Origin of the sequence: Saccharothrix saharensis, from assembly GCF_006716745.1 — a bacterium.
GTDB classification, from domain to species: domain Bacteria; phylum Actinomycetota; class Actinomycetes; order Mycobacteriales; family Pseudonocardiaceae; genus Actinosynnema; species Actinosynnema saharense.
Map to the genome: position 1 here is coordinate 1,822,115 of NZ_VFPP01000001.1, position 23,470 is coordinate 1,845,584.

The following is a 23,470-nucleotide window of genomic DNA, read 5'->3' on the forward strand; positions in this document are numbered from 1 at the left end:
GCACTCGTCCGTGTGGATCCCGGTCAGATCAACCAGATCCGGAGCGCCACGACCGAGTGACCGGGCACGCGGGCGCGCACCTCGTCGGCGGTCTCGGTCTCCTCGTTCGTCCACAGGTCGAGCACGCGGTACTTCGCCGCGGACGGCAGCCCGATCGCCTCGACGGTGACGGCCATCTCGCGCTCGGACGTCCCCCGGTTGAGCAGCACCACGGCGGCCGACCCGTCCGACATCGGCTTCAGCCACACCTCCTGCTCACCGTCGTCGCGCAACCGGTGCCCCTGCCGCCCGCCCCAGTCCTGGTCGACCGCGATGACGTCGGGGTCGAGCAGGATGTCCTTGGTGGCCTCGTCCATCACCCTCAGGTCGTTGCCCGCGATCAACGGCGCGTTCACCAGCGCCCACATCGTGAAGTGCGCCCGGTCCTCGTGGTCGGCCATGCCGCCGTTGCCGACCTCCAGCATGTCCGGGTCGTTCCAGCCGTTCGGCCCGGAGTGCTCCTCCAGTCCCACTTGGAGGTCCAGCAGCGCCGTCCAACTGGCCCAGGAGTCGGCGATGTCGCGCGTCGTGCGCCACAGGTGCCCGCCGACCCGGCGACCCCACCCCTCCCACGGGCGCTCGTGCCCCCACTCGCAGATGGCGAACACGATCGGCCGGCCGGACTCCCGCAGCGCCCGCCCCATCTTCCCGTACCGCTCGGCCGCCGGGCTGCCGTCGTTGTTGCAGTTGTCGTACTTGAGGTAGTCGACACCCCACTCGGCGAAGCTCCGCGCGTCGACCTGCTCGTGGCCCGAGCTGCCGGGGTAACCCGCGCACGTCTTCGCACCCGCGTCGGCGTAGACGCCGAACTTCAGGCCGCGCGCGTGCACGTAGTCCGCCACCGGCTTGAGCCCGTCGGGGAACTTCGCCGGGTCCGGCACCAACCGCCCCTGCCCGTCCCGTTCCGCCGCCATCCAGCAGTCGTCCAGGTTCAGGTAGGTGTAGCCGGCGTCGCGCATCCCCGACTCCACGAGGACGTCGGCGGTCTCACGGACCATCTGCTCGCCGATGTCGCAGCCGAACCTGTTCCAGGAGTTCCACCCCATCGGCGGGGTGGGCGCGAGGCCCGCCGACACGGGGAGGGCGGCGGCAGGCCCGACCACGACGACCGCGGACGCCAGCAGCACCGCGACCGCCACCTGGGCCGACGACCGACGCACGACGTCCTCCGGAAAGGCGATGTGGTCCCACCGAACCAGGATTCCCGGGAGCGGGACAGCCGGAGTCCGGGATTTCACCGGGCCGTGGGACGGCCGGGCTGCCCCCTCGGCACGCAGGTCCGGCCGGCCGCGACCCGGCCGGTGGTGGTGGTGCGCATCCCGTCGTCCTGCCGTTCGCTGCTTCAGCGCACGCGTCCGCTCCCTAGTCAGTTCGCCTGAACAGCGCGATGCCGCAGCTACAGCGAGGCCGGAGCCGGGCGCCGCGCTACGTCCCGCTCTGCGGACATCAGCTATTGACGGCTTACTTAGGCAACTTAATAATGGCCGAACGCAGTGGCTCCCGTGCCGACCCCCTGCGGCTCCCACGTCAAGGAGGACGTCGTGACGGTGTCGAGATGCCGGAGTGCGGGTGCGCGCGCCGCGACCACCCCGGTGGCCCGCACCGGACAGGCCGGCGACCCGCACACCCCTTCCGCGGTCCGGGCGCACCCCGACGACGCGGAGTTACCCCCGCGCCTTCGGCCCACGGGGAAGTGAGGGCGGGTCATGCGGCGCCACCTGTGCACACCGGCTCGTCGACCCGGTGCCGCCCGGTCCGCGGTGACGGCGGAGTCCGCCTCACCGGCGACACCACGCCCCGCGGACGGCGACACCAGGTCAGGGCGCCTCGCCCGCGCCGACGGGCACCGGCCTCGCCCCGATCCCGGGACGGCCGCGGCCGAGCGTCAACTCGCTCTGCAGGACGAGGACCGCGCCACCGATCGCCGCCGCGTCCGACCCGTTCACCGAGGGCACCACGCGCACCGAGTGCGCCCGTCGCGCGAACAACCGGCGGTCCAACTCGCGCTGGATCACCGCCTGGTAGATCGAGCCCGCCACCGCGAAGCTCGCCCCGGCCAGGACGATCACGTCCAGGTCGAACAGGACGGCCACGGTGACCGCGGCGTGACCGAGGTAGCGCGCCGACCGCTCGACGAGCGCACGCGCCTCGGGATCACCGGCGTTCGCGGCCGCCGCGATGCGCGCGAACTCGGTCAGGAAATCGTCGGCGTCCGGGTCGAGCGCCAGCCGGCGGGCGAGCCCCGGCGTCTCCAACGCCTGCCGGACCAGCGCCGACGGACCGGCGTAGTTCTCCAGGCACCCGACGTTGCCGCACGGGCACTCGTCGCCGTGGACGTCCATCGAGATGTGACCGATCTCCGCGGTGTTCGACGTGCTGCCCCGGTACACCTCACCGGCGACCACGACCCCGCCGCCGATCCCGGTGGCCATGTAGATGCAGCCGTAGGTGCTGCTCGGATCCACCGCGCCCATCCAGTACTCGCCGATGGCGGCCGCGGCGGCGTCGTTGTCCAGCAGCACGGGCAGGCCGAGGCACTCCGCGAGGTGCGGCGCGACGGGGTGATCGCGCCACTCGTCGGTCGGCTGCGGCGTCAACAACACCCCGGCACGCCGGTCCTGCGGGCCGTAGCTGACCAAGCCGACCCCCAGCACCTTCTCGCGCTCGACGGCCGCCGTCGTCAGCAGGGCGTCCACCCGCGACGCCACCAGCGGCAACGCCTGCTCCGGCGGCATCGACGACACGCCGCGGAACGAGGTCCGGGCGACCGGGTGACCGGCCAGGTCCACGACCACGATGACGCAGGCGTTGCGCTCGAGCTGCACTCCGACGCCGTAGCGGGCCGACGGGTTGAGCTGGACCAGCGTGCGCGGCTTGCCTCCCGTCGGCGCGCCGCGGCCGGTCTCCACGACCAGGCCGTCGCCCAGGAGTTCGCGCACGACCTCGGAGATCGTCGCCCCGGTCAGACCGGTCGCCGCCGCGAGCTCCACCCGGCTGATCGTGCGCGCCGCCCTGATCACGTCGAGGACCACGCCCCGCGTCTTCGACCGGCTCGCCCAGACCGGGCTTCTCGCCACGGTTGCCCCCTTCGCCGCACCCTTTCGCCAGGCTACTTCACTTAGCTCTCCCCCGGCCCGTCGGGTCGCCCGCCATCGGCCCCTTCAGATGTCACCCATCAGCGCATTCTCTTTCCCAGGGAAGCTGACGAAGCACGGGTGCAGCCATCCCGTCGAGCTTCACGAGCACGAGGAGTCCAGGTGAGACATCGTCAGGCAGTACTCGCGGTCGGCGCCGCCGTCGCACTGACCGCGGCCGGCATGACCACGGCGGCCCTGCCCGCGGCCGCGGCCGCGGGCTGTTCGGTCGTCTACGCGGTGCAGAGCCAGTGGCCGGGCGGCTTCACCGCGAACGTCGCGATCACCAACGTCGGCGACCCGCTGTCGAGCTGGACGCTGACGTTCGACTTCCCGGGGGCCGGCCAGAAGGTCACCCAGGGCTGGAGCGCCCGCTGGACCCAGTCCGGCACGCGGGTGTCGGCGGCGAGCATGAGCTGGAACGGGTCGCTCGGCACCGGCGCGTCCACCTCGATCGGCTTCGGCGGCTCGTGGAGCGACGCCAACCCGGTGCCGGCTTCGTTCGCGCTGAACGGCACCACGTGCACCGGGTCGGTGACGACGACCACCACGACCACGACCACGACTCCGCCGGTCGACGGGCCGGCACCGGAGCTGCGCGTCTCGGGCAACAAGCTGGTCACCGCGGACGGCACGCCGTACCGGCTGCTCGGGGTGGACCGCTCCAGTGGCGAGTTCGCCTGCGTGCAGGGCAAGGGCATGTGGGACGGCGGCCCGGTGGACCAGGCGTCGGTGGACGCGATGAAGACCTGGAACATCCACGCGGTGCGGGTGCCGTTGAACGAGGAGTGCTGGCTGGGGGTCTACGGCTCACCGGGTGGCGCCACCTACCAGAAGGCCGTCAAGGACTACGTGGACCTGCTGGTGGCCAACGGCATCAACGTGATCCTGGACCTGCACTGGACCTGGGGCGCCTACCCGGACAGCCCGGACTGGCACTGCAAGGACGAGCACGCCGTGTGCCAGAAGCCCATGCCGGACGCGCGGTACTCCCCCCAGTTCTGGACCAGCGTCGCCACCACGTTCAAGGGCGACGACGCGGTGGTGTTCGACCTGTTCAACGAGCCCTACCCGGAGATGGCCGCCGGCTGGGACAAGGCCCTGGGCTGGAAGTGCTGGCGTGACGGCGGCACCTGCGCGGGTCTGCCCTACGAGGTCGCCGGGATGCAGGACCTGGTGGACGCGGTGCGGTCCACCGGCGCGACCAACGTCCTGATGCTGGGCGGCCTGGAGTGGGCCAACGACCTGCGCGAGTGGCTGACCCACAAGCCGGTCGACCCGCTGCACAACCTCGCCGCTTCGTGGCACGCCTACAGCTTCAACGCGTGCGCCTCGGAAGCCTGCTGGGACAGCCAGATCGCGCCGTTCGCCCAGCAGGTCCCGGTCGTGCTCGGCGAGTTCGGCCAGGACGACTGCGGCTTCGAGTACATGCAGCGCCTGGTGGACTGGGCCGACGCGCACGACATCGGTTACCTCGCGTGGACCTGGAACCCGTGGGGCTGCACCACGGGTGCCGTGCTCATCAAGGACTGGAACGGAACACCCGAACCGGGTATCGGTGAAGGTCTCAAGGCCCACTTGCTGTCCGTCACGCCGTAACCGGCGGGACCCGGCCGGCCCGCCGTCGCCCGGCGGGCCGGCCAGGATCGGGAGAACACCCGGACGGCCCGGTTCGGCCGGGTGTCGCGGTCGAGCGGCACGGCCGGTCCGAACCCGAACGCCCTCCCGGACACCGCGGCCCGAACCGCGTGCACGACGGTGGTCCGCAGCGCGCCGAGCAGCGCGTCGCCGGCGACCGGGGACCGTTGCCCGCCGACGTCGTCACGTGCCGGTGCCGGCCCCCGGCGGCGCCGTCGACTCGCGCACCACCAGGCACGGCGGGTCGAGGTCGACGCGCGCCCCCTGGTCGGCCGGGTCGTCGGACAGCAGCGCCACCAGGCACGCCCGGCCCAGACCGGCGAAGTCCATGCGCACGGTGGTGAGCGCGGGCGTCCAGAACTCGGCGCCCGGTACGTCGTCGAAGCCCACGACGCTGACGTCACCCGGGACGTCGCGCCCCGCGTCGTACAACGCGCGGCGCACCGCGACGGCCGTCGTGTCGTTGCCGCACAGCACGGCCGTGACCAGCGGGTCGGCCGCCAGGGCACGTCCGGCCTGGTAGGCCGAGCGGGGTTCCCAGCCTCCCGGCAGGACGGTCGGGACGGGCGCGCCGGCCTGCTCCAGGGCATCGCGCCAGCCCGCCTGACGTGCGCTGGTGCCGGTCTCCGAGGGGATCGCCACGTGGTGCACGGTGCGGTGCCCCAACGACAGCAGGTGACGGGTGGCGTCGACGGCGGCCCGCCGCTCGTCGAGGAAGATCGTCCGGCGGGAGACGTCCGGCAGGCCACCGGCCTCCGTGGCGGCGACCGCGGGCACGTCGTCCGGGAGCGCGCGCAGCACGGCCGCACCGGCCGCGTCGAACGCGATCACGATCACGCCGCCCGCACTGGGGTCGCTGACGTGCTCGACCGCGTGCCGGACGTCTTCGGCGCGTGCGGACTCGACCACCCGGATGCCGACCGACAACCCCGCGGGCCGGGCGGCCTCCTCGATGCCGTGCAGGGTGGACGCGTACCCGTACAGCGTCGTGTCCGCGGTCACGACCGTGACGCCGCGCGCCCGCCCGAACCCGAGCGCCCGCGCCGCCCGGTTGGGCCGGTACCCCAACCGTTCGATGGCTTCCAGCACCTGCCGCCGGGTGTCGGGGCTGACCCTGGGCGAGTCGTTGAGCACCCGTGACACGGTCTGGTGCGACACCCCCGCCGCGGCCGCGACGTCGCGGATGCTCGGCGGGCCCGCCGTCCGCCGCTGTGCTGCCCCACCGGAGGATCGCGCCACCGGGCCATCCTGCGCCGTGGGCACGCGCGAGGCAAAGCCTCGCCGAGCACGCCACCGCGTCGTGCGGGCGTGATGCGGACCGGGCATTCGGAGCCTCGTCCGAACCGGCGGGTGCCGCCCCGCGCCGCACCGGTCGCGCGAGGAACGCGGCTGGGACGTCCACGTTGACGACGTCCGGTCCTGACCGGAGTCGGCGAGGTGGTGCTTGGATCACCGGCATGGGTGACGCGGAACAGATGTGGATCACCGTCGTGCCCGCGTTGGAGGCCGATGAGGACGATGGCGCCGAGCTGGTCGTGGTCGGGATCGATCCGGCGTCCGACGACCCCGGTCAGCAGGTGGTGAACGCCCTGTTGGACCGGGGCCACGAGCTGCGGGAGGGCGTGTTCTACCTGCTCCCGTTCGACCTGGGGGTGCGCTACGAGCGCGGTGGCGACCGGCTGGGCGTGCTCGTGCTGACCTCACCCGAGGTGCTCGACGAGATGGTGCCGAACCGCGGCGCCGAACTCGCCACCGCCACCGCTCCGCTGCGCGACGCGCCGCTGGTCGACGGCGGGGTGCTCCTCCTGCGCCGCGAGATCGCCACCGACTTCGACCCCGCCGCGTCGGAAGGCGACCAGCCCGTGGTCCTGCTGGTCCAGGACGGACCCGCCGCGGAGTCGGACCTGTTCCGGGCCTTCACGGCGGGCGAAGCCGCCCTCGCCGTCATCGGCCCCTGCTCCGGCGGGGAGGAGGACTCCGACGACCGGTGATCCGGATCTTCAGGCGCGGGCCCAGCGGTCCAGGAACCCGTGGCCGGTGCTCACGACGTGCTCGGACCACTCGGTCCCGCTCGCCCACGTGAGGTTGCGCAGCACGCAGTGCGCCGCGTAGACCACCAGCGCGCCGCGGTCGGTCGTGCGGAGGATCTCGTCCTCCAGCCGCTCCCGGACCCCGGGCCCGGCCTTCGGCCAGGCCGCCAGGTCCCAGTCGACGGTCACCAGGTCGTAGGAGGCGTCACCGGTGCGGCACGACCCCCAGTCCAGCACCGCCGTCACCCGGCCTTCGTCCACGAGCACGTTGGCCGGCCCGAAGTCGAAGTGGACCAGGTCGTCCGGCGCCCGCTCGGGCAGCCGCGCCGCGGCGGCCGAGGCGCGCAGGCGGGACAGCAGGTCGGACACCGGCCGCTCGGACCCGACCAGCACCGACGGCCGGCACAGCGGCGACCGGTCCTCGACCAACCCACCCGCGACGAAGTCCCACCAGTCCCCGCCCGTCCCCGAACCGGCTCCGCGCTCGCGGTCGACCACCGCGATCAACTGGTCCAGCGTCACGCCGTCTACGTGCTCCACCGGGCTCCCGGCCACGTGCTCCCACAACTCGAACCACACACCGCCCGCCCGCCCGGCGGCGACCAGGGGCGGAATCGGGCAGCCCGCCGCCCGCAGCCTCGCCAGCGCCGGCCCGACGTGCTCCTCGGCGTGGCGGGCTTCCCGCCCCGGCGACAGCCACTTGAGCACCAACCGGGCGCCGTCCGCCCCGATCACCTCGTAGGCGCCCTCGTCACCCCTGGCGAACCTGCCGACGAGCGTCAGCTCCCGACCACGCTCACGCCGCACCAGTTCGATGACCTCCTGGACCAGCACAACGACCATCATGCCAAGGCCGGGGCCGGTGCGGGGCACCGTCAGGACTCGACGCGTCGTCCGTCCACGAGGTCCTGGAGTCGCGCGCGGGCGCGGCGGACGGCGTACTCGTGGTCGGCGAGTCCGGGTCCGGTGCCGTAGCGGCCGTGGTACATGACCAAGCGGACCTGTTCGCGTTGCAGGTCGTGCAGCGCGCGGGCGGCTTTGCGGCTGTGGGTCTTCTTCACCTGCCGGCGGGCGTGGTGCCGCTGCCGCAGTGACGGCAGGATCTCGCGCTCCTCGGCGGTGATGAGGTCGTCGGCGACGAAGTGCTCCGCCAGCTCCTTCAAGTGGACGCCTTCCTCCTTGCCCGCCAGCCGCCAGATCAGGAAGCCGATCACCGCCACCGGGATCGCCTTGATCAGCACGGAGGGCAGGAACCCCAGGTCGGTGAAGAACGGGCTGTTCCAGAAGAAGTGGACCGACCACGCCACCAGGTAGGCCCCGATCGCGACGCCGAGGCGTTGGGCGAACGGCTTGGTCCGGCGGGTGAGGAAGTAGCCGACGCCGAACGCCGCGATGGACGTGTACATGGCGTGGCTCCAGATGCCGCTGAGGATGCCGCGCGTGCCGAACACCAGCGCCACCGGCAGCACCTCGTTGTCCATCGGGAACGCGATGGCCGAGTTCAAGGAGTAGGACAGGTCCTCCAGCACCTGGAAGCCCAGCCCCACCACCGCGCCGGTCGCGACGACCGAGAGCACCGTGCGGAACTGGTTGCGCGCGACGAGGACCAGCAGGACGACGCCGAGGATCTTCAGGGTCTCCTCGACGATCGGTCCGGCCAGGGCGGCGCCCCAGTCCGCGCTGAACCGCGGTCCGCCCAGCTTGGCCGCCAGCGAGAAGATCGCCGTGTTGGCCGGGATCGCCAGGTAGGTCGCGGCGAAGCCGCCCCAGGCGAAGGCCAGCACGAACCCCAGCGCCGGGTGTTGCTCGAACAGGTCGAGCGACCGGAAGAACAGCAGTACCGGAACCAGGTAGAGCGTCCACAGGACCACGCCGAACAGGACCGCGGTCGGCACGATCCGGTAGGCGGTGAGCAGCTGCGTGCCCTCGAAGAACACGCCGTTGGCGATGAAGAACACCAGCACCCAGAACGCCACCCGGCGCGGTTGGAAGAAGCCGTCGACCCCGACCGGGGCCACCGGCTCCGGCATCGTCGCGCGCGTCACGAGTCCGCTCCCGTCCGGATGCTGTCGACCATCGCGTCCACCTGTGCCGAGGTCTGCCGGAACGTCTCGGCGGCGCTGGGCGCGAAGACGATCACGGAGTCGTCGGTGTCCTCGTCCACCGCAACCCAGGCCCGCCCTTGCACGTGCGGGCCGACGTAGGCCAGTCGCGTGCCGGTCAGGCCGCCGGCGGTGTGGAAGGAGGCCTCACCGGTCACCCGCAACGAAGTGTCGGCGAGGATCCTGCGCCGGGTGCGCTCGACCTCTTCGGCCGCGGTCCCGTCCCATTCGCCCGCCTGCACGGTCAACGACCCGCCCGGCCCGGAGACCTGCGAGGTGCTGCCCGGCGTGGTCCCCTCCCGCACGACGTACCACCCGTCGGCCGGCACGTAGGTCACACCCCTGCCCACCTCGATCGTCGTGCCCGGCGGGATCTCCTCGGCGCCCGAGGTGTTGTCGTCGACCACGACCAGCGTGCCGACCAACAGCACGATCAGGAAAACGACGACCAGCGAACCCGGCCACGTCCGATAGGGCTCCCGGCGGGGCAGCCCGGAAAGTCCCGCGGAATGCGCGCTCGTCACCTCACCACCTCCACTACCAGGCGATAACGGCCGCCAGTATGTGCACTGACGAAGATTTTCAGCAAGCGAAACCGTGACTACCGGGAATTCATCGGCGTCCAGCGCGTGAATGTCGCGCCTTTTACCAAAGCTTTATCGGACCTGCATGACGGGCAGTCACCGATCACCCGACCAAGGGATGCCGCCGGGTACCACCGCCGGACGGCGGCGCTCGGGTGTGTCCGGGTCGTGCACCGCGTGTCGGCCCCATACCCGCCGATCCCGCGGCGATTGCCCCTATCGTGGTCGCCGATCGATACTGGCGAGTGTGCGCCGCCGAACGGCGGCCGGCCACGCGTCTTCAGCAAGGAGGACGTGAGCCCGTGAACGCCGACGACCCTGTGACGACGGTGGCGTTGGACCTGGTCGACGACGTCCCGTCGCTGGCCGCGGTGCGACGGTGGGCGGCGGAGGCGTTGGCCGACCTGACCGAGGACGAGATCGACGACTGCATGCTGCTGGTCACCGAGCTGGTGAGCAACGCCTACGACCACGGCACCGGCCCTCGCGCCGTCCGGCTCCGACGCTCGCCGAACTGGAGCTACGTCCGGATCGAGGTGGACGACGCCTCGCCGGACGACCTGACCTTCGGCCGCTCCCGCCTCGGCCCCAACCGCGGCCGGGGTCTGGTCATCGTCGACAAGCTGGCCAAGGACTGGGGCGTCGACGTGCACCCCGGCGGCAAGACCGTCTGGGCCGAGCTGTCCTGCGGCGCGTCCCACGTCCCGGTGTGACGCGCACGGGCCGGGAGGTCGAAGTCCGCATGTCGCGGTGCACGGGCTTACGCCCGTCTCCGGAGGAACCGGCGCTCGGCCCGTCGGACTCCGGCGAAGGGGAGCGCACCCGGCGGGGTGGCGTCACGTCGGCGGCAGGAACCGGTTGAAGAGTGCCTCGATCGCCGCCCTGGCCCGGACGTCCGCTGCCCGCAACGCGTCGGCGACGGCTTGGGGCAGGGGTCGTCCGGCGGCGGCGCGCCACGCGATCCACTCCTCGATCGTGCGGTCGTTCTTCTCGCTGTTGACGCCGTTGGGCAGGGGCAGGTAGTTCTCGGGCACGTCGAGCAGCACGCTGTTCCGCTGGGGCGGCGTGAGCCTGGGGAACCTGGGGTCGCGGGCGATCTCCGCGCGGGGCATCAGGTGGTCGGTGCTCCACCTCGTGGTGGCGGTCATCGGCGCGCCGGTGGTGACGTCGATCGGCACCGTGCCCACGGGGCGCAACGCCGGGTCGAGCGCGGCGGCGTTGCGCAGCGCGACCGGTCGGGCGGCGGCACCGGGGGTGGCCGCGGCGGTCTGCTCGACCAGACTGCGGGTGAGCCCCGAGACCTCGTCGGCCAGCAGCTGGTGGTTGCGGCGCAGTTGCGCGGCGAGCTGGTGGTAGCGCAGGCCGCCGGCCTGTCCCACGGGTGGGATGACGTTCGGCCGGCGGCCGGCGCGGACCTGCTCGACGGTGAACCCGCCGGGCGGGTTGAGCTCCAGGAGCACCTCCCGGGTCAACCGGGCGATCTCCGCTTCGATCCGGAGGATCTCCCCGCGTCCTCGCTGTGCGGCGGTCGCCTCGCGGCGGGCCGTGGCTTCGCCTGCCACCTCCCGGTCGAGCGCGTTGCGGGCTCGCCGCAGGTTCGCCTCGGCGACGCGCACAGCGGCCGGAGCGCCGTCGGCCCGCGCGGTGTGCAGGGCGGCCTCGGCCGTGGCGACGCGCGTCCGCGCGGAGGCCACTTCCCGCGTCGCGGTGGCGAGGGCCGTCCCGGTCTCGGCGACCCGTCGATCGGCTGCCGCCGTGCGTGCGGTCGCGGGTGGCGTGTCGACTGCCGGCGCGGTGCCGGCCGGGGCGGTGGTAGCCGGGGCGGTGGCGGTCAACGGGGCGGGGTCCCGCACGGCCGAAGTCCCACCAGGTGCCGGCAACCCCCTCGGCAGGACGGGAACCGGTGGTCCGGCCGGCGCCGTCACCGGGGCACCGCCGCGTCCCGGGGGCGCGGCGAGCGTAGCCGGCCCGGAGGCGGAAGCGGGTCGGGCGCCGCTGCCGACCGCTTCCCAGTGGCCGGTGTTCGCGTCGAACACCATCTCGATCACCGACGGTGGTGGCGGTGGTGGCGTGCTGCGCAGACCGACCGGCGCCAGGACGACCTGCCCGTCGGGCGTGATCGCCAGGACTCGGAACCGGCCCTCGGGCAGGTCGACCGTCGAGCCGATCAACTCGGCGTTGCCCAGCCGCACGGCTCGCGCGCCCGCGCCGGCACCCAGCAGCATCCCCAACGGGATCGCCACGGCCCACTGCCCACCCGACGGAATGCCCTGACGCCAGATGGACCGCGCCACCCCGCCGTTGAAGTGGTCCTGCAGCAACGCGGTCAGCAGCGACTGCGTCCCCAACGACGCGGCCGCGCTCACCCCACCGGCCACCGCGCCGCCCGCCAGCCCGTAGCCGACCGACCGCGTGGCGAACCCGGCGCCGGTCGCGGCCGCACCACCGAGGCGGCTCGCGGCCGCACCCGCACCCCGGGTGACCGCGGCGGTCAGCAACGCGCGCCACGCCGCACTGGTGAGGATGCTCTCACCCTCGTTCCACGAGATGTCGCCCCGCGTGTAGGCCCGCGAGACCTCCGTGGCGGCTTCGTGGAACCCCATGGACAGCACCTGCTCGCCGGCTTCCACCAAGGCGACCGCGCCGGCCGCCACGAACGCCGCGGCTCCGCTGGCGTAGTACCAGCCACCGCGGTCCCAGTGGTCCAGCGCGCGACCCGCGAGCCAGGTGCCGGCCGCTTCGTTCATCATGCCGAGGCTGTCACCCGCCGGATTCGCGGTGTGCCACTGCTCGGCCGCGGCCACCACCGGCGCGAACACCGCGATCAACCGCTCGACCCGCGCACTCGCGGCGGACACCGCCCCGCCCCGGCCGGCCGGCGCCCCGATGAACTGCTGATCGGTCCGTAGCCTCTCCGCGACACCACGAACGGCGTTCAACGCGTGATCCCGGGGCCGCGCCGGCACGTCCGCGGTCAAGCGCGTCACCAACGCCTCCGCTTCGGCCAGCTCCGCGGCGACCAGCGCGGTGGTCCGATCGCTCGTCGGGTCGGCGCCGGTCCGCGGACCCCGGGTCAGTTCGATGCCCCTATGGATGTCAAGCGGCTTCGGATAGTGGCGTGGATGTGTCGTCAGGACTGTTGATCAGCGAGTAGACCTCGCGGGCGATGTAGCGCTTGAGGCAGCGGATGGCTTCGCGGCGGGTTCTGCCCTGGGCCAGGCGGCGGGCGAGGTAGTCCTGTGTGCGCGGGTCCCAGCGCAGGCGGGACAGGGCGATGCGGTAGAGAGCGGCATTGGCTTGGCGGTCGCCACCGCGGTTGAGCCGTCGACGTCGGGTCTTCCCGGAGGACGCCTCGATCGGGCTGACGCCGCACAGCGCGGCGAACGAGGCCTCGCTGCGCATCCGGTCGGGGTTGTCTCCCGCGGTGATGACGAGCGCGGCTGCGGTGTCCGGGCCGATGCCCGGTCGTCGTAGCAGCTCGGGGACGTGTGTCTGGAGAACCGTCTCGATCCGGTTGTTGAGGTCGTCGATTTCGCAGGTCAGATCGCGGATACGGCGGGCGAGCAGCCGAAGCGTGTATGTCGCGGCCGAGCGGGGATCGGTCGGGGTGTCGGCATCGAGTTCGGCGCAGCGGCGGACGAGTTTGGGGTTGCCCAGCCCGGACAACGAGTCCCTCAACTCCGGGTCGGCGGAGACGAGTACGGCCTTGAGCTGGTTGATCGCCTGGGTGCGCGACTTGATCGCCGATGCCTTCGCCAGCTTGAACATGCGAATCATCTCGACCGGGCCGGCACCGGTTTTCGCTTTCGCGGCAGCGCGGCCGGACAGCACCGCCCTGGCCGCTGCCTCGGCGTCCCCGGCGTCGGTCTTGCCCCGGCGACGCTGGACCTTGTCGGGCTGGTTGACTTCCACCACCGCGATGCCCGCTGCGGTGAGATGACGTGCCAGGGCTGCTCCGTAGGAGCCGGTGCATTCGACACCGGCGTGGCGCACCCTGCCGAAGGACGAGGCCCAGGACAGCACCCGCCGATAGCCCGACACGGTCGTCGGGAACGTCTCACTGCCCAGCAGCACGCCGAGAGTGCTGATCACGGCGGCGACGTGGAAGTCCTTGTGCGTGTCGACACCGAGAACGATCTCCGGCCGGTCGGCCTGGTCGCGTTCGGGCTTGTCGGGGACACTGGGCACGGTCGTTTGTCTCCTGGTCGGCTCTCGGGACGGATCGGCCGTCGCCGGGCCGGTCGGGAGCGGTCAGGACTGTGATGGCGCCTTGTTAGCGGCAAGGCCCCTATCGGGACACGCTCCGCCGGTCCGGCGACAGCAGGCACCGCTCCAGGCCCATGGCCGACAGATCAAACTAAGGACACTTGGTCAGTCGTAGCGCGGGTCAGACCACCGACCCGGAGCGGCACAACATGATCCTCACAGTCGTAGCGCCGGGAGAGCCGGATGTGCTCTTCGCCCAGCACGGCCAGGTGCCCGGGGCTGACCACCAACGGGGCCGCTTCCGCTTCGTTCTCCGCGATCCGCGCTTCCACCTGCGGCAACGTCAACCCGGCGATCTCCTCGGCCGACAACGGCGACCGCTGTACCGTGACACCCGACGCGTCCCGCTGGACGCCCAGCAGTCCGGCGGTCGCCCGGTTCCCCGCCAGGCGCTGCACCCGCAGCGCCGCCGCGACACCCCCGGTCGGCACCGCCACCGCCGCCCGCGGTCCCCGCGCCGGTCCACCGTGATCGACGACATCGCCAGGTGCATGATCGGTATGCGCCCTCATCCACCCAGTATTCGAACACCGGGAGGCGATCACCCGGTCGATCGGCCGTCCGCGGAGGCACACCGGACCGCCCGGACGGGCATCGCGCCACGACGGGCGCGAACGACCCGCCGGATCCGGTCCGGGCGAGAACGCTGTGACCAGCGGAGGTGTCGCCGTCCCCGAGGAGTGGGCGGCGCGGGTCCGGCGTCGGTCGGACGGTCGCGGAAGCGCGGCTCACCGTTCCCGCGTCACAGTCGCCGCGGATCGGCATGGTTTCCCGGCGTGTGGGTACTCTGCCGCTCGGTCGCTCGCCCGGCCGTCGCGGGTCGGGCTGGACCGGTCCGGTCTGTTCGAGCGACGGGAATGGTTGACGCACGTGGATCCCACCTTCGAGACCACCGACCTGCGCGCGTTGGTGGACGGGCTGGCCGTGGTGCTCTGGCAGGCCGACGCCCGGACCCGCCGCTGCACGTTCGTGTCCGCCCACGCCGAGCGCCTGCTGGGCCACCCGGCGAGCCGGTGGGCGGACGAGCCGGACTTCCTCGGCTCGCTGATCCACCCCGACGACCGGGCCGAGGCCGCCCGGGAGCGGTGGCGCGACGAGCCAGGGCGGGACGTGTTCGAGGTGGAGTACCGGGTGGTCACCGCCTGGGGTGACGTGCTGCGGTTGAAGGAGAAGCTGCACGTCGTGCGGGACGTCGACGGCGTCGCGAGAACCGTGCGCGGTGCGTTGAACGACGTCACCGCGCGTCACGCGGAGCACGAGCGGCAGCGGTTTCTGGCCACGCTCGACAGCGAGTTGCAGCGCCTGGACGACGCGGAGCAGCTGATGGCGTTGGCGACGCGCCTGCTCGGCGAGCACCTGGGGGTGGACCGGTGCGCCTATGCGCGCACCGAGGCCGACGAGAACCACTTCGTGATGAGCGGCGACTACGCCACCGGGCTGCCCCCGTTGCCCGGCAGGTTCGCCATGGCCGCGTTCGGCGACGGTGCGCTGCGGGCGATGCGCGCGGGTGAGCCGTGGGTGGTGGTCGACAGCGAGAACGACCCCCGGCTCCGGCCGCGGGACCTCGACGCCTACCGGTTCACCGGCATCCGCGCGGTGATCTGCCTGCCGCTGCTGCGCGGCGGGCGGTTCGTCGCCGCCATGGCGGTGCACCAGGCGACGGTCCGGCGCTGGACACCCGAGGAGGTCGAGGTGGTGTCCGTGGTGGTCAACCGGTGCTGGGAGTCGATGCAGCGCGTGCACGCCGACCGGGCGCTGCGCGACAGCGAGCAGCGCCACCGGCTGCTCGTGGAACGGGCCAACGACGCCATCTGGGTGCTGGACCACGACCTGCGGTTCGTCGAGGTCAACCAGGCCGCGTGCGAGCTGCTCGGGACCGACCGCGAGAGCCTGGTCGGCCGCCCGGTGGGCGACCTGGTCGCGCCCGACTCGCTGGGTCGACCGGCTCGGCTCACCGCCGACCTGCCCGCCACCCGGGTGGTCAACGAGGTGTGGGGCCTGAAGCGGGCCGACGGCACGGTGGTGGAGGTCGAGCTGAGCATCCAGGCCACGCCGACCGGTGTGCAGGCGATCGGGCGGGACGTCACCGAGCGGCAACGCGCCGAGGCCGAGCGGGAGCGGCTGCTGCAGCGCGAGCACGAGATCGCCGAGGCGTTGCAGCGCAGCCTGCTGCCCCGCGAGCTGCCCGCGTTGGACCGGCTGGCGACCTCCGCCCGGTACCTGCCCGCCGGCACCCACTCCCGGATCGGCGGCGACTGGTACGAGGTGCTGCCGTTGGAGGGCACCGCGGTCGCCCTCTCCGTCGGGGACGTCGTGGGCAAGGGCCCCAGTGCCGCCGCCGTGATGGGGCAGTTGCGCAGCGCGCTCGCGGGCTACCTGCTCGACGGCCACTCCCCCGCCGCCGCGTTGGAGCGGCTGGACGCCTTCACCGGCCGGGTCAACGGTGCGGTGGGCAGCAGCTGCGCCTGCCTGACCTTCGACTGGAACACCGGCAGGCTGTGCTGGGCCGTCGCCGGGCACCCGCCGCCGCTGGTGCTCGACCCGACCGGCCGAGCCTCGCTGCTGCCCGGTGGCGCCGGGGCGGTGCTGGGCGCACCGGGCCGCGCGCCCTACGTCGACCACGCCACCGACCTGCCGCCGGGTGCCTCGGTGGTGCTCTACACCGACGGGCTGGTCGAACGCCGCGGCGCGGTGATCGACCAGGGCCTGCGCCGGCTGGTGGACACCGTCCGCGACGCGCACGACCTGGCGCCCCAGGCGCTCAGCGACGCCATCACCTCCTCGCTGCTGGCCGACGGCCAGGACGACGACGTGGCGCTGGTCGTCGCCCGCCACCTGCCCCCGCCCCTGCGGGACACCGTGCCGGCGCGTCCCGCCGAGCTGTCCGGGATGCGCCGCGCCGTCGCCGCGTGGGCGGCCACCGCCGGCCTGTCCGCGGACCTGCTGGACGACCTGCAACTGGCCCTCGGCGAGGCCGCCGCGAACGCCGTGGACCACGCGTACCCGCCCGACGCGCCCGGCGACTTCACCTACGCCGTCGCGACCACCGCCACGGGCCTGCGCGTCACCGTCCAGGACTACGGTCGCTGGCGGCCCGAGCCCGAGGACAAGGGCTACCGGGGACGCGGCCTGCAGATCATCCGCACGATCGGTGAACAGGCGGTGTTCCACCACACCGGGGAAGGCACGACCGTCGAGTTCCACCTCACCGCCGAGCCGTCGCGGACACCGGTGCCCGCGGTGGCGGTGGCGGAGCCGGGCCGGGGGCGCGCGGACGTCACCGACGTCACCGACACCGTCGACGACGCCCCGGTCCAGGTGCTGCGCCTGAGCGGTGACGTGGACCTGAGGACCGTCGACGACCTGCGCGTGGCCCTGACCGCCCGGATCGACTCGGCCGACCCGCGCCCGGTCGAGATCAACCTCGGCGAGGTCGCCTACCTCAGCAGCTCGGGCATCGCGCTGCTGCTGGAAGCCGCCGCGGCCGCCACCCGCGCCCGCCGTGCCCTCACCGTGCACGCCGTCGAGGGCACCCCTCCCGCGCGCGTGCTGTCGCTGTCCGGCCTGCACGGCCTCACCGGCGACGCGCTCGCCGTTCGGATCGGGACCGGGTAGCGCCGGGTCGTGCGGGGATCCGGAGCCGGACGTGATCACTCGTCGGGTGACGCCGTCGCCGCCGTGGTTACCTTTGAGGTCGAGGGCGTGGGCGGCTGGTCGTGCCCCGCGGCGGGAGAGGGGGTGCGGTCATGGCCGACACGGGAACGGACGACCTGCACGGGGTCATCCGGCGACTCGACGACGTCACCGCGGCCTTGGCCGACCTGTCCCAGGTGTTGGACGAGGAAGAGGACCTGGCGGCCATCATGGACCGCGTGTGCCGACAGGTCGTCGGCGCGATCCCCGACGCGGACCTCGCGAGCGTGACGGTGCTGCGCGACGGCACCCCGGCGTCCCTCGCCTGGACCGACGAGCACACCCTGGCCGTGGACCGCGCCCAGTACGACGCGGGCGAGGGACCCTGCCTGGAGGCCGCCGCGTCCCGGGAGATGCGGCGCGTCGCCGTCGCCGAGGCCGCCGACCGGTGGCCCGCCTTCACCCGGGCGGCCACCCACCTCGGTATCGGCAGCTACCTGTCCGCGCCCCTGCTGCTGGGCGAGCAGTACCACGGTTCGCTCAACCTCTACGGCCGGCAGACCCACGGCTTCCGCGAACTCGACGCCGCCCTGCTGGAACTCTTCACCACCGCCGCCGAGGCGGCCCTGCGCAACAGCCGGCGCTACCTTCGAGCCCGCCGCCAGGTGGGCCAACTGCACGAGGCACTGGAGTCGCGGGCCGTCATCGACCAGGCGAAGGGCATCGTGATGGCCGTCCACCGCGTCTCCGCCGACGACGCGTTCACCATGCTGGTGAACCGTTCCCAACAGGAGAACCGCAAACTCCACGAGCTGGCCGAGCACTTCCTCGACGAGGCCATCCGCCCCGACGCCTGACCGCACACCTCCCCTCCACGCCCGACGGCTGAATCCGCACCTGTCGGGTGTGCCGGCCGAACGGCCTCGCGTCCGGATCGTCCGATGGTTGGCATCACGCCGTTCGGGCAACATCACCGGCATGGCATCGGCTGCGGTCGCTCGACGGGGTTGGACACGGATCGTGGTGGTGGCGTTGGTCGTCGTGGCGGCCGGTGGTTGTCAGTGGCCCCGTGACGCCGACGGGACGGCGGACCGGGTGCGTGACGGCACGATCCGGGTCGGGGTGGCGAACAACCCGCCGTGGACGGTCGTGGACGGCGGGGGTGCGGGGCGGGAGCCCGGCGGTGTCGAGGTGGAGCTGGTGCGACGGTTGGCGGACAGCCTGGGGGCACGCGTGCAGTGGGTGCCCGGTGGGGAGGCGGAGCTCATGGCCGCGTTGTCCGAGCGCGGCCTCGACCTCGTCGTCGCGGGGCTGGACGCCGAGTCGCCGTGGGAGCAGGACGTCGCCCTCACCACCGACTACCTCACCACGGACGAGGCGGTCGCCGTGCCTGCGGGAGAACCGGTCGACACCGGCACGCACCTGGCGGGTCTCGACCACGTCATGGCCGTGCCGCCGGGCGAGAACGCCTGGCAGAGCACCGTCGAGCGCTTCCTGCTCGAACTGGACGAGGACGAAGTGCGCCGCCTGCTCGACACCCACCGCGCGGGGACGTGACATGGCGACCATCCACGACCGCTACGAGTTGCCGCCCGAGAAGGCGGCGCTGCACCGCCGTGCCGTCCGGCTGGAGTGGTGGACGATCGCGTTCTTCGTCGTGGCCATCGCGGCGCTGGCCATCGTGCTCGGCCAGTCGCAGGCCATGAAAGCCGCTTGGGTGGAGGACATCCTCGCCCTCGCGCCGCCGATCGCGTTCCTGGTCGCCAACCGCTACCGCAACCGGCCGCCCGACGAAGAACACCCCTACGGGCACCACCGCTCGGTGGCCATCGCCTTCCTCGCCTCCGCCCTGGCGCTGCTGGCGCTCGGCGGTTACATCCTGGTCGAGTCCGTGCTGCGGCTCGTGCAGGGCGAACGCCCGCCGATCGGCCTGATCGAGGTCTTCGGCCACACGATCTGGCTGGGCTGGCCGATGATCGCCGTCCTGCTGGCCACCATGGTCCCCGCGATCCTGCTCGGCCGCGCCAAGACGAAGCTTGCCGTGCAACTGCACGACAAGGTCCTGCACGCCGACGCCGAGATGAACCGCGCCGACTGGCTCACCGCGGGCGCCGCCGTCCTCGGCATCCTCGGCATCGGGGCGGGCCTGTGGTGGGCCGACGCCGTCGCCGCGATCGTGATCTCCGCCGACATCGTCCGCGACGGCCTGCGCACCACCCGCACCGCCGTCGCCGACCTCATGGACCGGCGGCCCCGCACGGTGACCGACAACCGACCGCACCCCCTGCTCACCCGGCTCACCTCGCTCACCCTCGACCAGCCGTGGGTCGCCGACGCCTGGATCCGGCTGCGCGAGGAAGGCCACGTCTTCGTCGGCGAGATGCTCGTCGTGCCCGAACCGGACACCGACGACCTGGTCGAACGGCTCGCCGAACTGAGCCGGCTGCTGCGCGGGGCGGACTGGCGGATGCACGACCTCGCCGTGGTACCGGTGCCCGAAATCCATCGGTGACACCATACCGCGAACCGCCGCGAGTCCGAAGTGGACGATGCCGGCGGACCACGCGTTCGCCGGGTGCCGTCCGCGGGTGGTTCAGTCGGCCGGCACCGCGCCCGGGTGCTCCGACGGGCGGGCCAGGACGGCCCACACGGTCTTGCCGACCGCGTTGCGGACGGCTCCCCACCGACGGCACAGCCGGTCCACGAGGAGCAGTCCCCGACCACGCGTCACCCGCACCGACGACCGGCCGATCACCGGTACCCGAGGTGACAGGTCCGTCACCTCGACGCGGATCAGGTTGCGGGTGCGCCGCAGCCGCACGTGCAAGGGGTGTTGACCGTGCTCATAGGCGTTGGTCACCAGCTCGGACACCACCAACTTCGCGTCGGCGACCTCCTCGTCGGTCAGGTCGGCCAGGACATCACCGGTCCACCTCCTGACCTCGGCCAACCGGGGCATGTCGCCCGCCAGTTCGAGCACTTCGGCGTCCGCCGGCTCGCCGGGTCGGATTCGGCGTCTGGCCGGGTCCGGGGCGTCCGCACCGTCGATCATGTTCGTCCTCCCGAAGACGTCGAGCGTGGTGTCCGGGTACCCTCGCGGCCCGCGGCCGACACCCGCCGCTGATCACTCGATGCGGTTCACCCCGCCCAACCGGTCCGAGGAGTCGACCTCGACCCGGTCGCGCCCGCGGCGCGCGACGGCACCAGCCGGAGCGGGGCGCAACCGCCTGACGGCGGTAATCACGGGTTGGTCAGGGGGCTGAACGAATGATTGCCGGCTAATCCGCGTGCCACCACGATGAGGACAGGCCGAACGCGAAGGGGTCCTCGGTGGGGCGATACCGGTTGCACGTCAACGGTGAGCGGCGTGAGGTGGACCTGCCCGCGCAGACGCCGTTGTTGTGGGCGTTGCGGGAGCAGTTGGGCCTGCTCGGCCCGAAGTACGGCTGCGGGGTCGGCGCGTGCGGCGCTTGCACGTCTCTTGTGGACGGTCGGGCGGCGCGGCCGTGCGTGACGTCCGTCGAAGAGGCGCGGGGCAAGCGCATCACCACCATCGAAGGGCTGTCCGAGGACGGCGACCACCCGGTGCAGCGCGCCTGGCTGGAGCTGGACGTCGCGCAGTGCGGCTACTGCCAGCCCGGCCAGATCATGGCGACCGTCGCGCTGCTGGCGACCAACCCCGACCCGGACGACGCCGAGATCGACGCGGCGCTGCGCGACAACGTGTGCCGCTGCGGCACGTACACGCGGGTGCGCGCGGCCGTGAAGCGGGCCGCCCGGTTGAAGCGGGGCGAGCGGTGAGGATCAGCAGGCGGACGTTCCTCGGCGGTGTCCTGGTCGTGTCGGTGCCCGTGGCGCTGCCCGGTTCGGCGCAGGCGGCCGAGGAGTTCGCGCCCAACGTCTTCGTCCGGGTGGACGAGCACGGCCGGATCACCGCGACCGCACCCAAACCCGACTCCGGGCAAGGGGTGCGGACCGTGGTCGCGCTGCTGGTCGCCGAGGAGCTGATGGTCGGGCCCGGTGACGTCCGGGTGGAGCAGGCGCACGGTGACACGGCCCGGTTCGGGTCGCAGGGCGTCGGCAACTCGTTCTCCGCGCGGCAGCTCCACGAGCCGATCCGCCGGGCCGCCGCGACCGCCCGGTGCCTGCTGGTCGCGGCCGCCGCCCGGCGGTGGGGCGTGCCGGTCGAGGAGTGCGCGGCGCGCGACGGCACGGTCCGCCACGGGCGGCGCGTGCTGCGGTACGGGGCCCTGGTGGGGGACGCGGCGGCGCTGGACCCGGCGACCGTGCCGGTGGTGTTGACCCCGCCGGAGCGGTGGCGGCTGCTGGGTCGCACGAAGGCGGGCCGCGTGGACGCCAAGGCGATCGTCACCGGCAAGGCTCGGTACGGCATCGACAGCCGTCCGCCGGGCGCGCTGGTCGCCGTCGTGCTCCGGCCGCCGTGGATCGGCGCGGTGGTCGACTCGGTCGACGACGGCGCCGCGCGGGCGGTGCCGGGCGTGGTGGCCGTGACGGCCCTGGACCCGGCGACGTCCGGCCAGGGCGGGGTGGCGGTGATCGCGCGGTCGGTGCCGGAGGCGCTGCGCGGCCGGGAGGCGTTGCGCGTGACCTGGCGCGGCGGCACGCCGACCGCCGACAGCAGGCAGTGGCTCGCGGACCTGGAGACGGCGCTGCCCGCCGTGCCGACCGCGCCCGGCCCGATCGCCTTCGCGGCGACCTACAAGCTGCCGCTGCTGGCGCACGCGCCGATGGAGCCGATGAACGCCACGGCGCACCTCGCCGACACCGGCCTGACCGTGTGGACGCCGACGCAGGACCCCGGCACGCTGCGGGCGATGCTGGCCGGGCAGCTCGGGCTGGACCAGGCCGACGTCCGGGTCGAGGCGACGCTGGCGGGTGGCGCGTTCGGCCGGCGCATCGAGCCCGACCCGGTGCTGGAGGCCGTCGCCTGCTCGCGCGTGGCGGGCGCGCCGGTGAGCGTGCTGTGGACCCGGGACGACGACATGCGGCACGACTCGTACCGGCCGATGTCGGTGCACCGGCTGTCCGCGGTGGTCGACGCGGACGGCGTGCCGACGTGGCGGGCGCACGGGGTCGCGACCTGGCCGTTGAACATCTTCCCGTTCTTCAACAACCCCGCGATCGTCAAGGCGAGCGGCGACCACTTCCCGTACACCGTGCCCGGACAGGTGGACGTGGCGCTGCGGGACGCGCCGCTGCGCACCGGGTTCTGGCGCGCCGTCTACGCCGGGCACTTCCAGTACGCCGAGGAGTGCTTCCTGTCCGCGCTGGGCCACCGCGCCGGGCTCGACCAGGTGGACCTGCGGCGCCGGCTGCTGCCCGCCGACTCGCGGCTGCGCCGGGTGCTGGACGCGGCGGCGTCGCGGGCGGGTGCCGTGCCGCGCGGTTCGACCCGGGGTGTCGCGTGCCACGACGACTACGGCTCGGTGATCGCGGTGATCGCGGACAGCGTCGACGGCCGGGTCCGCCGCGTCACGGCGGCCGTGGACGTGGGCCCGGTGCTGCACCCGTCCGGGGTGCGGGCGCAGGTCGAGGGCGGCGTGATGGACGCGCTGTCGACCGTGTCGGGCGCGCAGATCACCGTGCGGGACGGACGGGTCGTCCAGTCGTCGTTCCGGGACTACGCGTGGGCCCGCATCGACCAGGCACCGGACGTGGACGTCGTGCTGGTGACGTCGGACGCGCCGATCGGCGGTTTGGGCGAGCTGGCCTACCCGCCGGCGGCGGCGGCGATCGCGTCCGCCACCGGGCGGCCCGTCGCCGGCATGCCGGTGGGCGTCGAGGTGGGCTGAGGGAATCCGGCGGTGCGCGCGAGTGGAACGTCCCGGCGGGCGGCGTCGGGTTCGTGACGCGGTTCGGCGCGCGGCGCGACCCCGCCCGCTGTCCGGTGCGGCGGGCGGGCGGGCGTGCTCGATCACCGGGAGACCTGGAGGAGCCCAACGGAGACGCTGGAGGGCGAGCGCCCGGGCCGGCGATTCGTCGGTGACGACGGCGCCGGCGGGCGGTTCGCGTTCGACCTGACC

19 protein-coding genes are annotated in these 23,470 nt (G+C 73.1%); 9 read left to right on the plus strand and 10 right to left on the minus strand.

What is annotated here, in order from left to right; all coding sequences use genetic code 11:
• Positions 1-23 precede the first annotated feature (23 nt).
• Both FHX81_RS07250 and FHX81_RS07255 read right to left on the minus strand, forming a co-directional pair.
• Positions 24-1,199: a glycoside hydrolase family 27 protein gene (locus tag FHX81_RS07250; protein ID WP_246107673.1), complete on the minus strand. Its 1,176-nt coding sequence runs from the start codon at positions 1,197-1,199 to the stop codon at positions 24-26.
• 657 nt (positions 1,200-1,856) lie between these two features.
• Positions 1,857-3,116 carry an ROK family protein gene (locus tag FHX81_RS07255; RefSeq protein WP_141976272.1) on the minus strand — a complete coding sequence of 420 codons (1,260 nt, stop codon included), beginning with the start codon at positions 3,114-3,116 and terminating at the stop codon, positions 1,857-1,859.
• Between the two features lie 180 nt (positions 3,117-3,296).
• On the opposite strand from FHX81_RS07255, the gene FHX81_RS07260 reads away from it, so the two are divergent.
• Entirely contained in the window at positions 3,297-4,772 is a 1,476-nt protein-coding gene (locus FHX81_RS07260) for a cellulase family glycosylhydrolase (RefSeq protein WP_246107674.1), read from the plus strand.
• A gap of 222 nt (positions 4,773-4,994) precedes the next feature.
• Here the strand turns inward: FHX81_RS07260 and FHX81_RS07265 are convergent, their stop codons facing one another.
• A complete protein-coding gene (locus tag FHX81_RS07265; RefSeq protein WP_211363404.1) occupies positions 4,995-6,050 on the minus strand; it encodes a LacI family DNA-binding transcriptional regulator in 1,056 nt (351 codons plus the stop codon).
• A gap of 218 nt (positions 6,051-6,268) precedes the next feature.
• On the opposite strand from FHX81_RS07265, the gene FHX81_RS07270 reads away from it, so the two are divergent.
• The gene (locus FHX81_RS07270; protein WP_141976276.1) at positions 6,269-6,802 is read left to right on the plus strand and encodes a hypothetical protein; all 534 of its coding nucleotides are present in this window, start codon (positions 6,269-6,271) and stop codon (positions 6,800-6,802) included.
• A 9-nt stretch (positions 6,803-6,811) separates the two neighbouring features.
• Here the strand turns inward: FHX81_RS07270 and FHX81_RS07275 are convergent, their stop codons facing one another.
• Genes FHX81_RS07275 through FHX81_RS07285 form a run of 3 tightly spaced genes read right to left on the minus strand, consistent with a single transcriptional unit; the run spans position 6,812 to position 9,467 of the window.
• Positions 6,812-7,675, minus strand: a complete 864-nt coding sequence (locus FHX81_RS07275) for a phosphotransferase (RefSeq protein WP_170231962.1) — start codon at positions 7,673-7,675, stop codon at positions 6,812-6,814.
• Positions 7,676-7,716: 41 nt separating this feature from the next.
• Positions 7,717-8,886, minus strand: a complete 1,170-nt coding sequence (locus tag FHX81_RS07280; protein ID WP_141976280.1) for a PrsW family intramembrane metalloprotease — start codon at positions 8,884-8,886, stop codon at positions 7,717-7,719.
• Complete coding sequence (locus FHX81_RS07285; RefSeq protein WP_141976283.1) at positions 8,883-9,467, minus strand: hypothetical protein; 585 nt, start codon at positions 9,465-9,467, stop codon at positions 8,883-8,885. The genes FHX81_RS07280 and FHX81_RS07285 overlap by 4 nt, the downstream gene beginning before the upstream one ends.
• 362 nt (positions 9,468-9,829) lie before the next feature.
• Here FHX81_RS07285 and FHX81_RS07290 point away from each other — a divergent pair, with 362 nt between their 5' ends.
• Complete coding sequence (locus FHX81_RS07290) at positions 9,830-10,240, plus strand: ATP-binding protein (RefSeq protein WP_141976285.1); 411 nt, start codon at positions 9,830-9,832, stop codon at positions 10,238-10,240.
• A gap of 123 nt (positions 10,241-10,363) precedes the next feature.
• Here the strand turns inward: FHX81_RS07290 and FHX81_RS07295 are convergent, their stop codons facing one another.
• From FHX81_RS07295 to FHX81_RS07305, 3 genes are all read right to left on the minus strand, one after another.
• Complete coding sequence (locus tag FHX81_RS07295) at positions 10,364-12,385, minus strand: hypothetical protein (RefSeq protein ID WP_141976287.1); 2,022 nt, start codon at positions 12,383-12,385, stop codon at positions 10,364-10,366.
• A gap of 238 nt (positions 12,386-12,623) precedes the next feature.
• Positions 12,624-13,664 carry an IS110 family RNA-guided transposase gene (locus FHX81_RS07300; RefSeq protein ID WP_141983673.1) on the minus strand — a complete coding sequence of 347 codons (1,041 nt, stop codon included), beginning with the start codon at positions 13,662-13,664 and terminating at the stop codon, positions 12,624-12,626.
• A gap of 215 nt (positions 13,665-13,879) precedes the next feature.
• Positions 13,880-14,230: a hypothetical protein gene (locus FHX81_RS07305; RefSeq protein WP_141976290.1), complete on the minus strand. Its 351-nt coding sequence runs from the start codon at positions 14,228-14,230 to the stop codon at positions 13,880-13,882.
• A gap of 433 nt (positions 14,231-14,663) precedes the next feature.
• Here FHX81_RS07305 and FHX81_RS07310 point away from each other — a divergent pair, with 433 nt between their 5' ends.
• The 4 genes from FHX81_RS07310 (at position 14,664) to FHX81_RS07325 (ending at position 19,938) form a co-directional block, all read left to right on the plus strand.
• A complete protein-coding gene (locus FHX81_RS07310) occupies positions 14,664-17,408 on the plus strand; it encodes a SpoIIE family protein phosphatase (RefSeq protein ID WP_141976292.1) in 2,745 nt (914 codons plus the stop codon).
• 131 nt (positions 17,409-17,539) lie between these two features.
• Entirely contained in the window at positions 17,540-18,283 is a 744-nt protein-coding gene (locus FHX81_RS07315) for an ANTAR domain-containing response regulator (RefSeq protein WP_141976294.1), read from the plus strand.
• A 121-nt stretch (positions 18,284-18,404) separates the two neighbouring features.
• Positions 18,405-18,983, plus strand: coding sequence for a transporter substrate-binding domain-containing protein (locus tag FHX81_RS07320; RefSeq protein ID WP_211363405.1), 579 nt, complete (start codon positions 18,405-18,407; stop codon positions 18,981-18,983).
• 1 nt (position 18,984) lies between these two features.
• Positions 18,985-19,938 carry a cation diffusion facilitator family transporter gene (locus FHX81_RS07325; protein ID WP_141976296.1) on the plus strand — a complete coding sequence of 318 codons (954 nt, stop codon included), beginning with the start codon at positions 18,985-18,987 and terminating at the stop codon, positions 19,936-19,938.
• 81 nt (positions 19,939-20,019) lie between these two features.
• Here FHX81_RS07325 and FHX81_RS07330 read toward each other — a convergent pair whose 3' ends face one another.
• The gene (locus FHX81_RS07330) at positions 20,020-20,478 is read right to left on the minus strand and encodes an ATP-binding protein (protein WP_141976298.1); all 459 of its coding nucleotides are present in this window, start codon (positions 20,476-20,478) and stop codon (positions 20,020-20,022) included.
• Positions 20,479-20,756: 278 nt separating this feature from the next.
• On the opposite strand from FHX81_RS07330, the gene FHX81_RS07335 reads away from it, so the two are divergent.
• Both FHX81_RS07335 and FHX81_RS07340 read left to right on the plus strand, forming a co-directional pair.
• A complete protein-coding gene (locus FHX81_RS07335; RefSeq protein WP_141976300.1) occupies positions 20,757-21,227 on the plus strand; it encodes a (2Fe-2S)-binding protein in 471 nt (156 codons plus the stop codon).
• Positions 21,224-23,239, plus strand: a complete 2,016-nt coding sequence (locus tag FHX81_RS07340; protein ID WP_170231963.1) for a xanthine dehydrogenase family protein molybdopterin-binding subunit — start codon at positions 21,224-21,226, stop codon at positions 23,237-23,239. Before FHX81_RS07335 ends, FHX81_RS07340 begins: the two co-directional genes overlap by 4 nt.
• Positions 23,240-23,470 lie beyond the last annotated feature (231 nt).

Bases quoted from the DNA above. Each gene is read 5' to 3' on its own strand.
- FHX81_RS07270 (WP_141976276.1), top strand. From the start codon at position 6,269: ATGGGTGACGCGGAACAGATGTGGATCACCGTCGTGCCCGCGTTGGAG.
- FHX81_RS07330 (WP_141976298.1), bottom strand. From the start codon at position 20,478: ATGATCGACGGTGCGGACGCCCCGGACCCGGCCAGACGCCGAATCCGA.
- FHX81_RS07325 (WP_141976296.1), top strand. From the start codon at position 18,985: ATGGCGACCATCCACGACCGCTACGAGTTGCCGCCCGAGAAGGCGGCG.
- FHX81_RS07320 (WP_211363405.1), top strand. From the start codon at position 18,405: ATGGCATCGGCTGCGGTCGCTCGACGGGGTTGGACACGGATCGTGGTG.
- FHX81_RS07315 (WP_141976294.1), top strand. From the start codon at position 17,540: ATGGCCGACACGGGAACGGACGACCTGCACGGGGTCATCCGGCGACTC.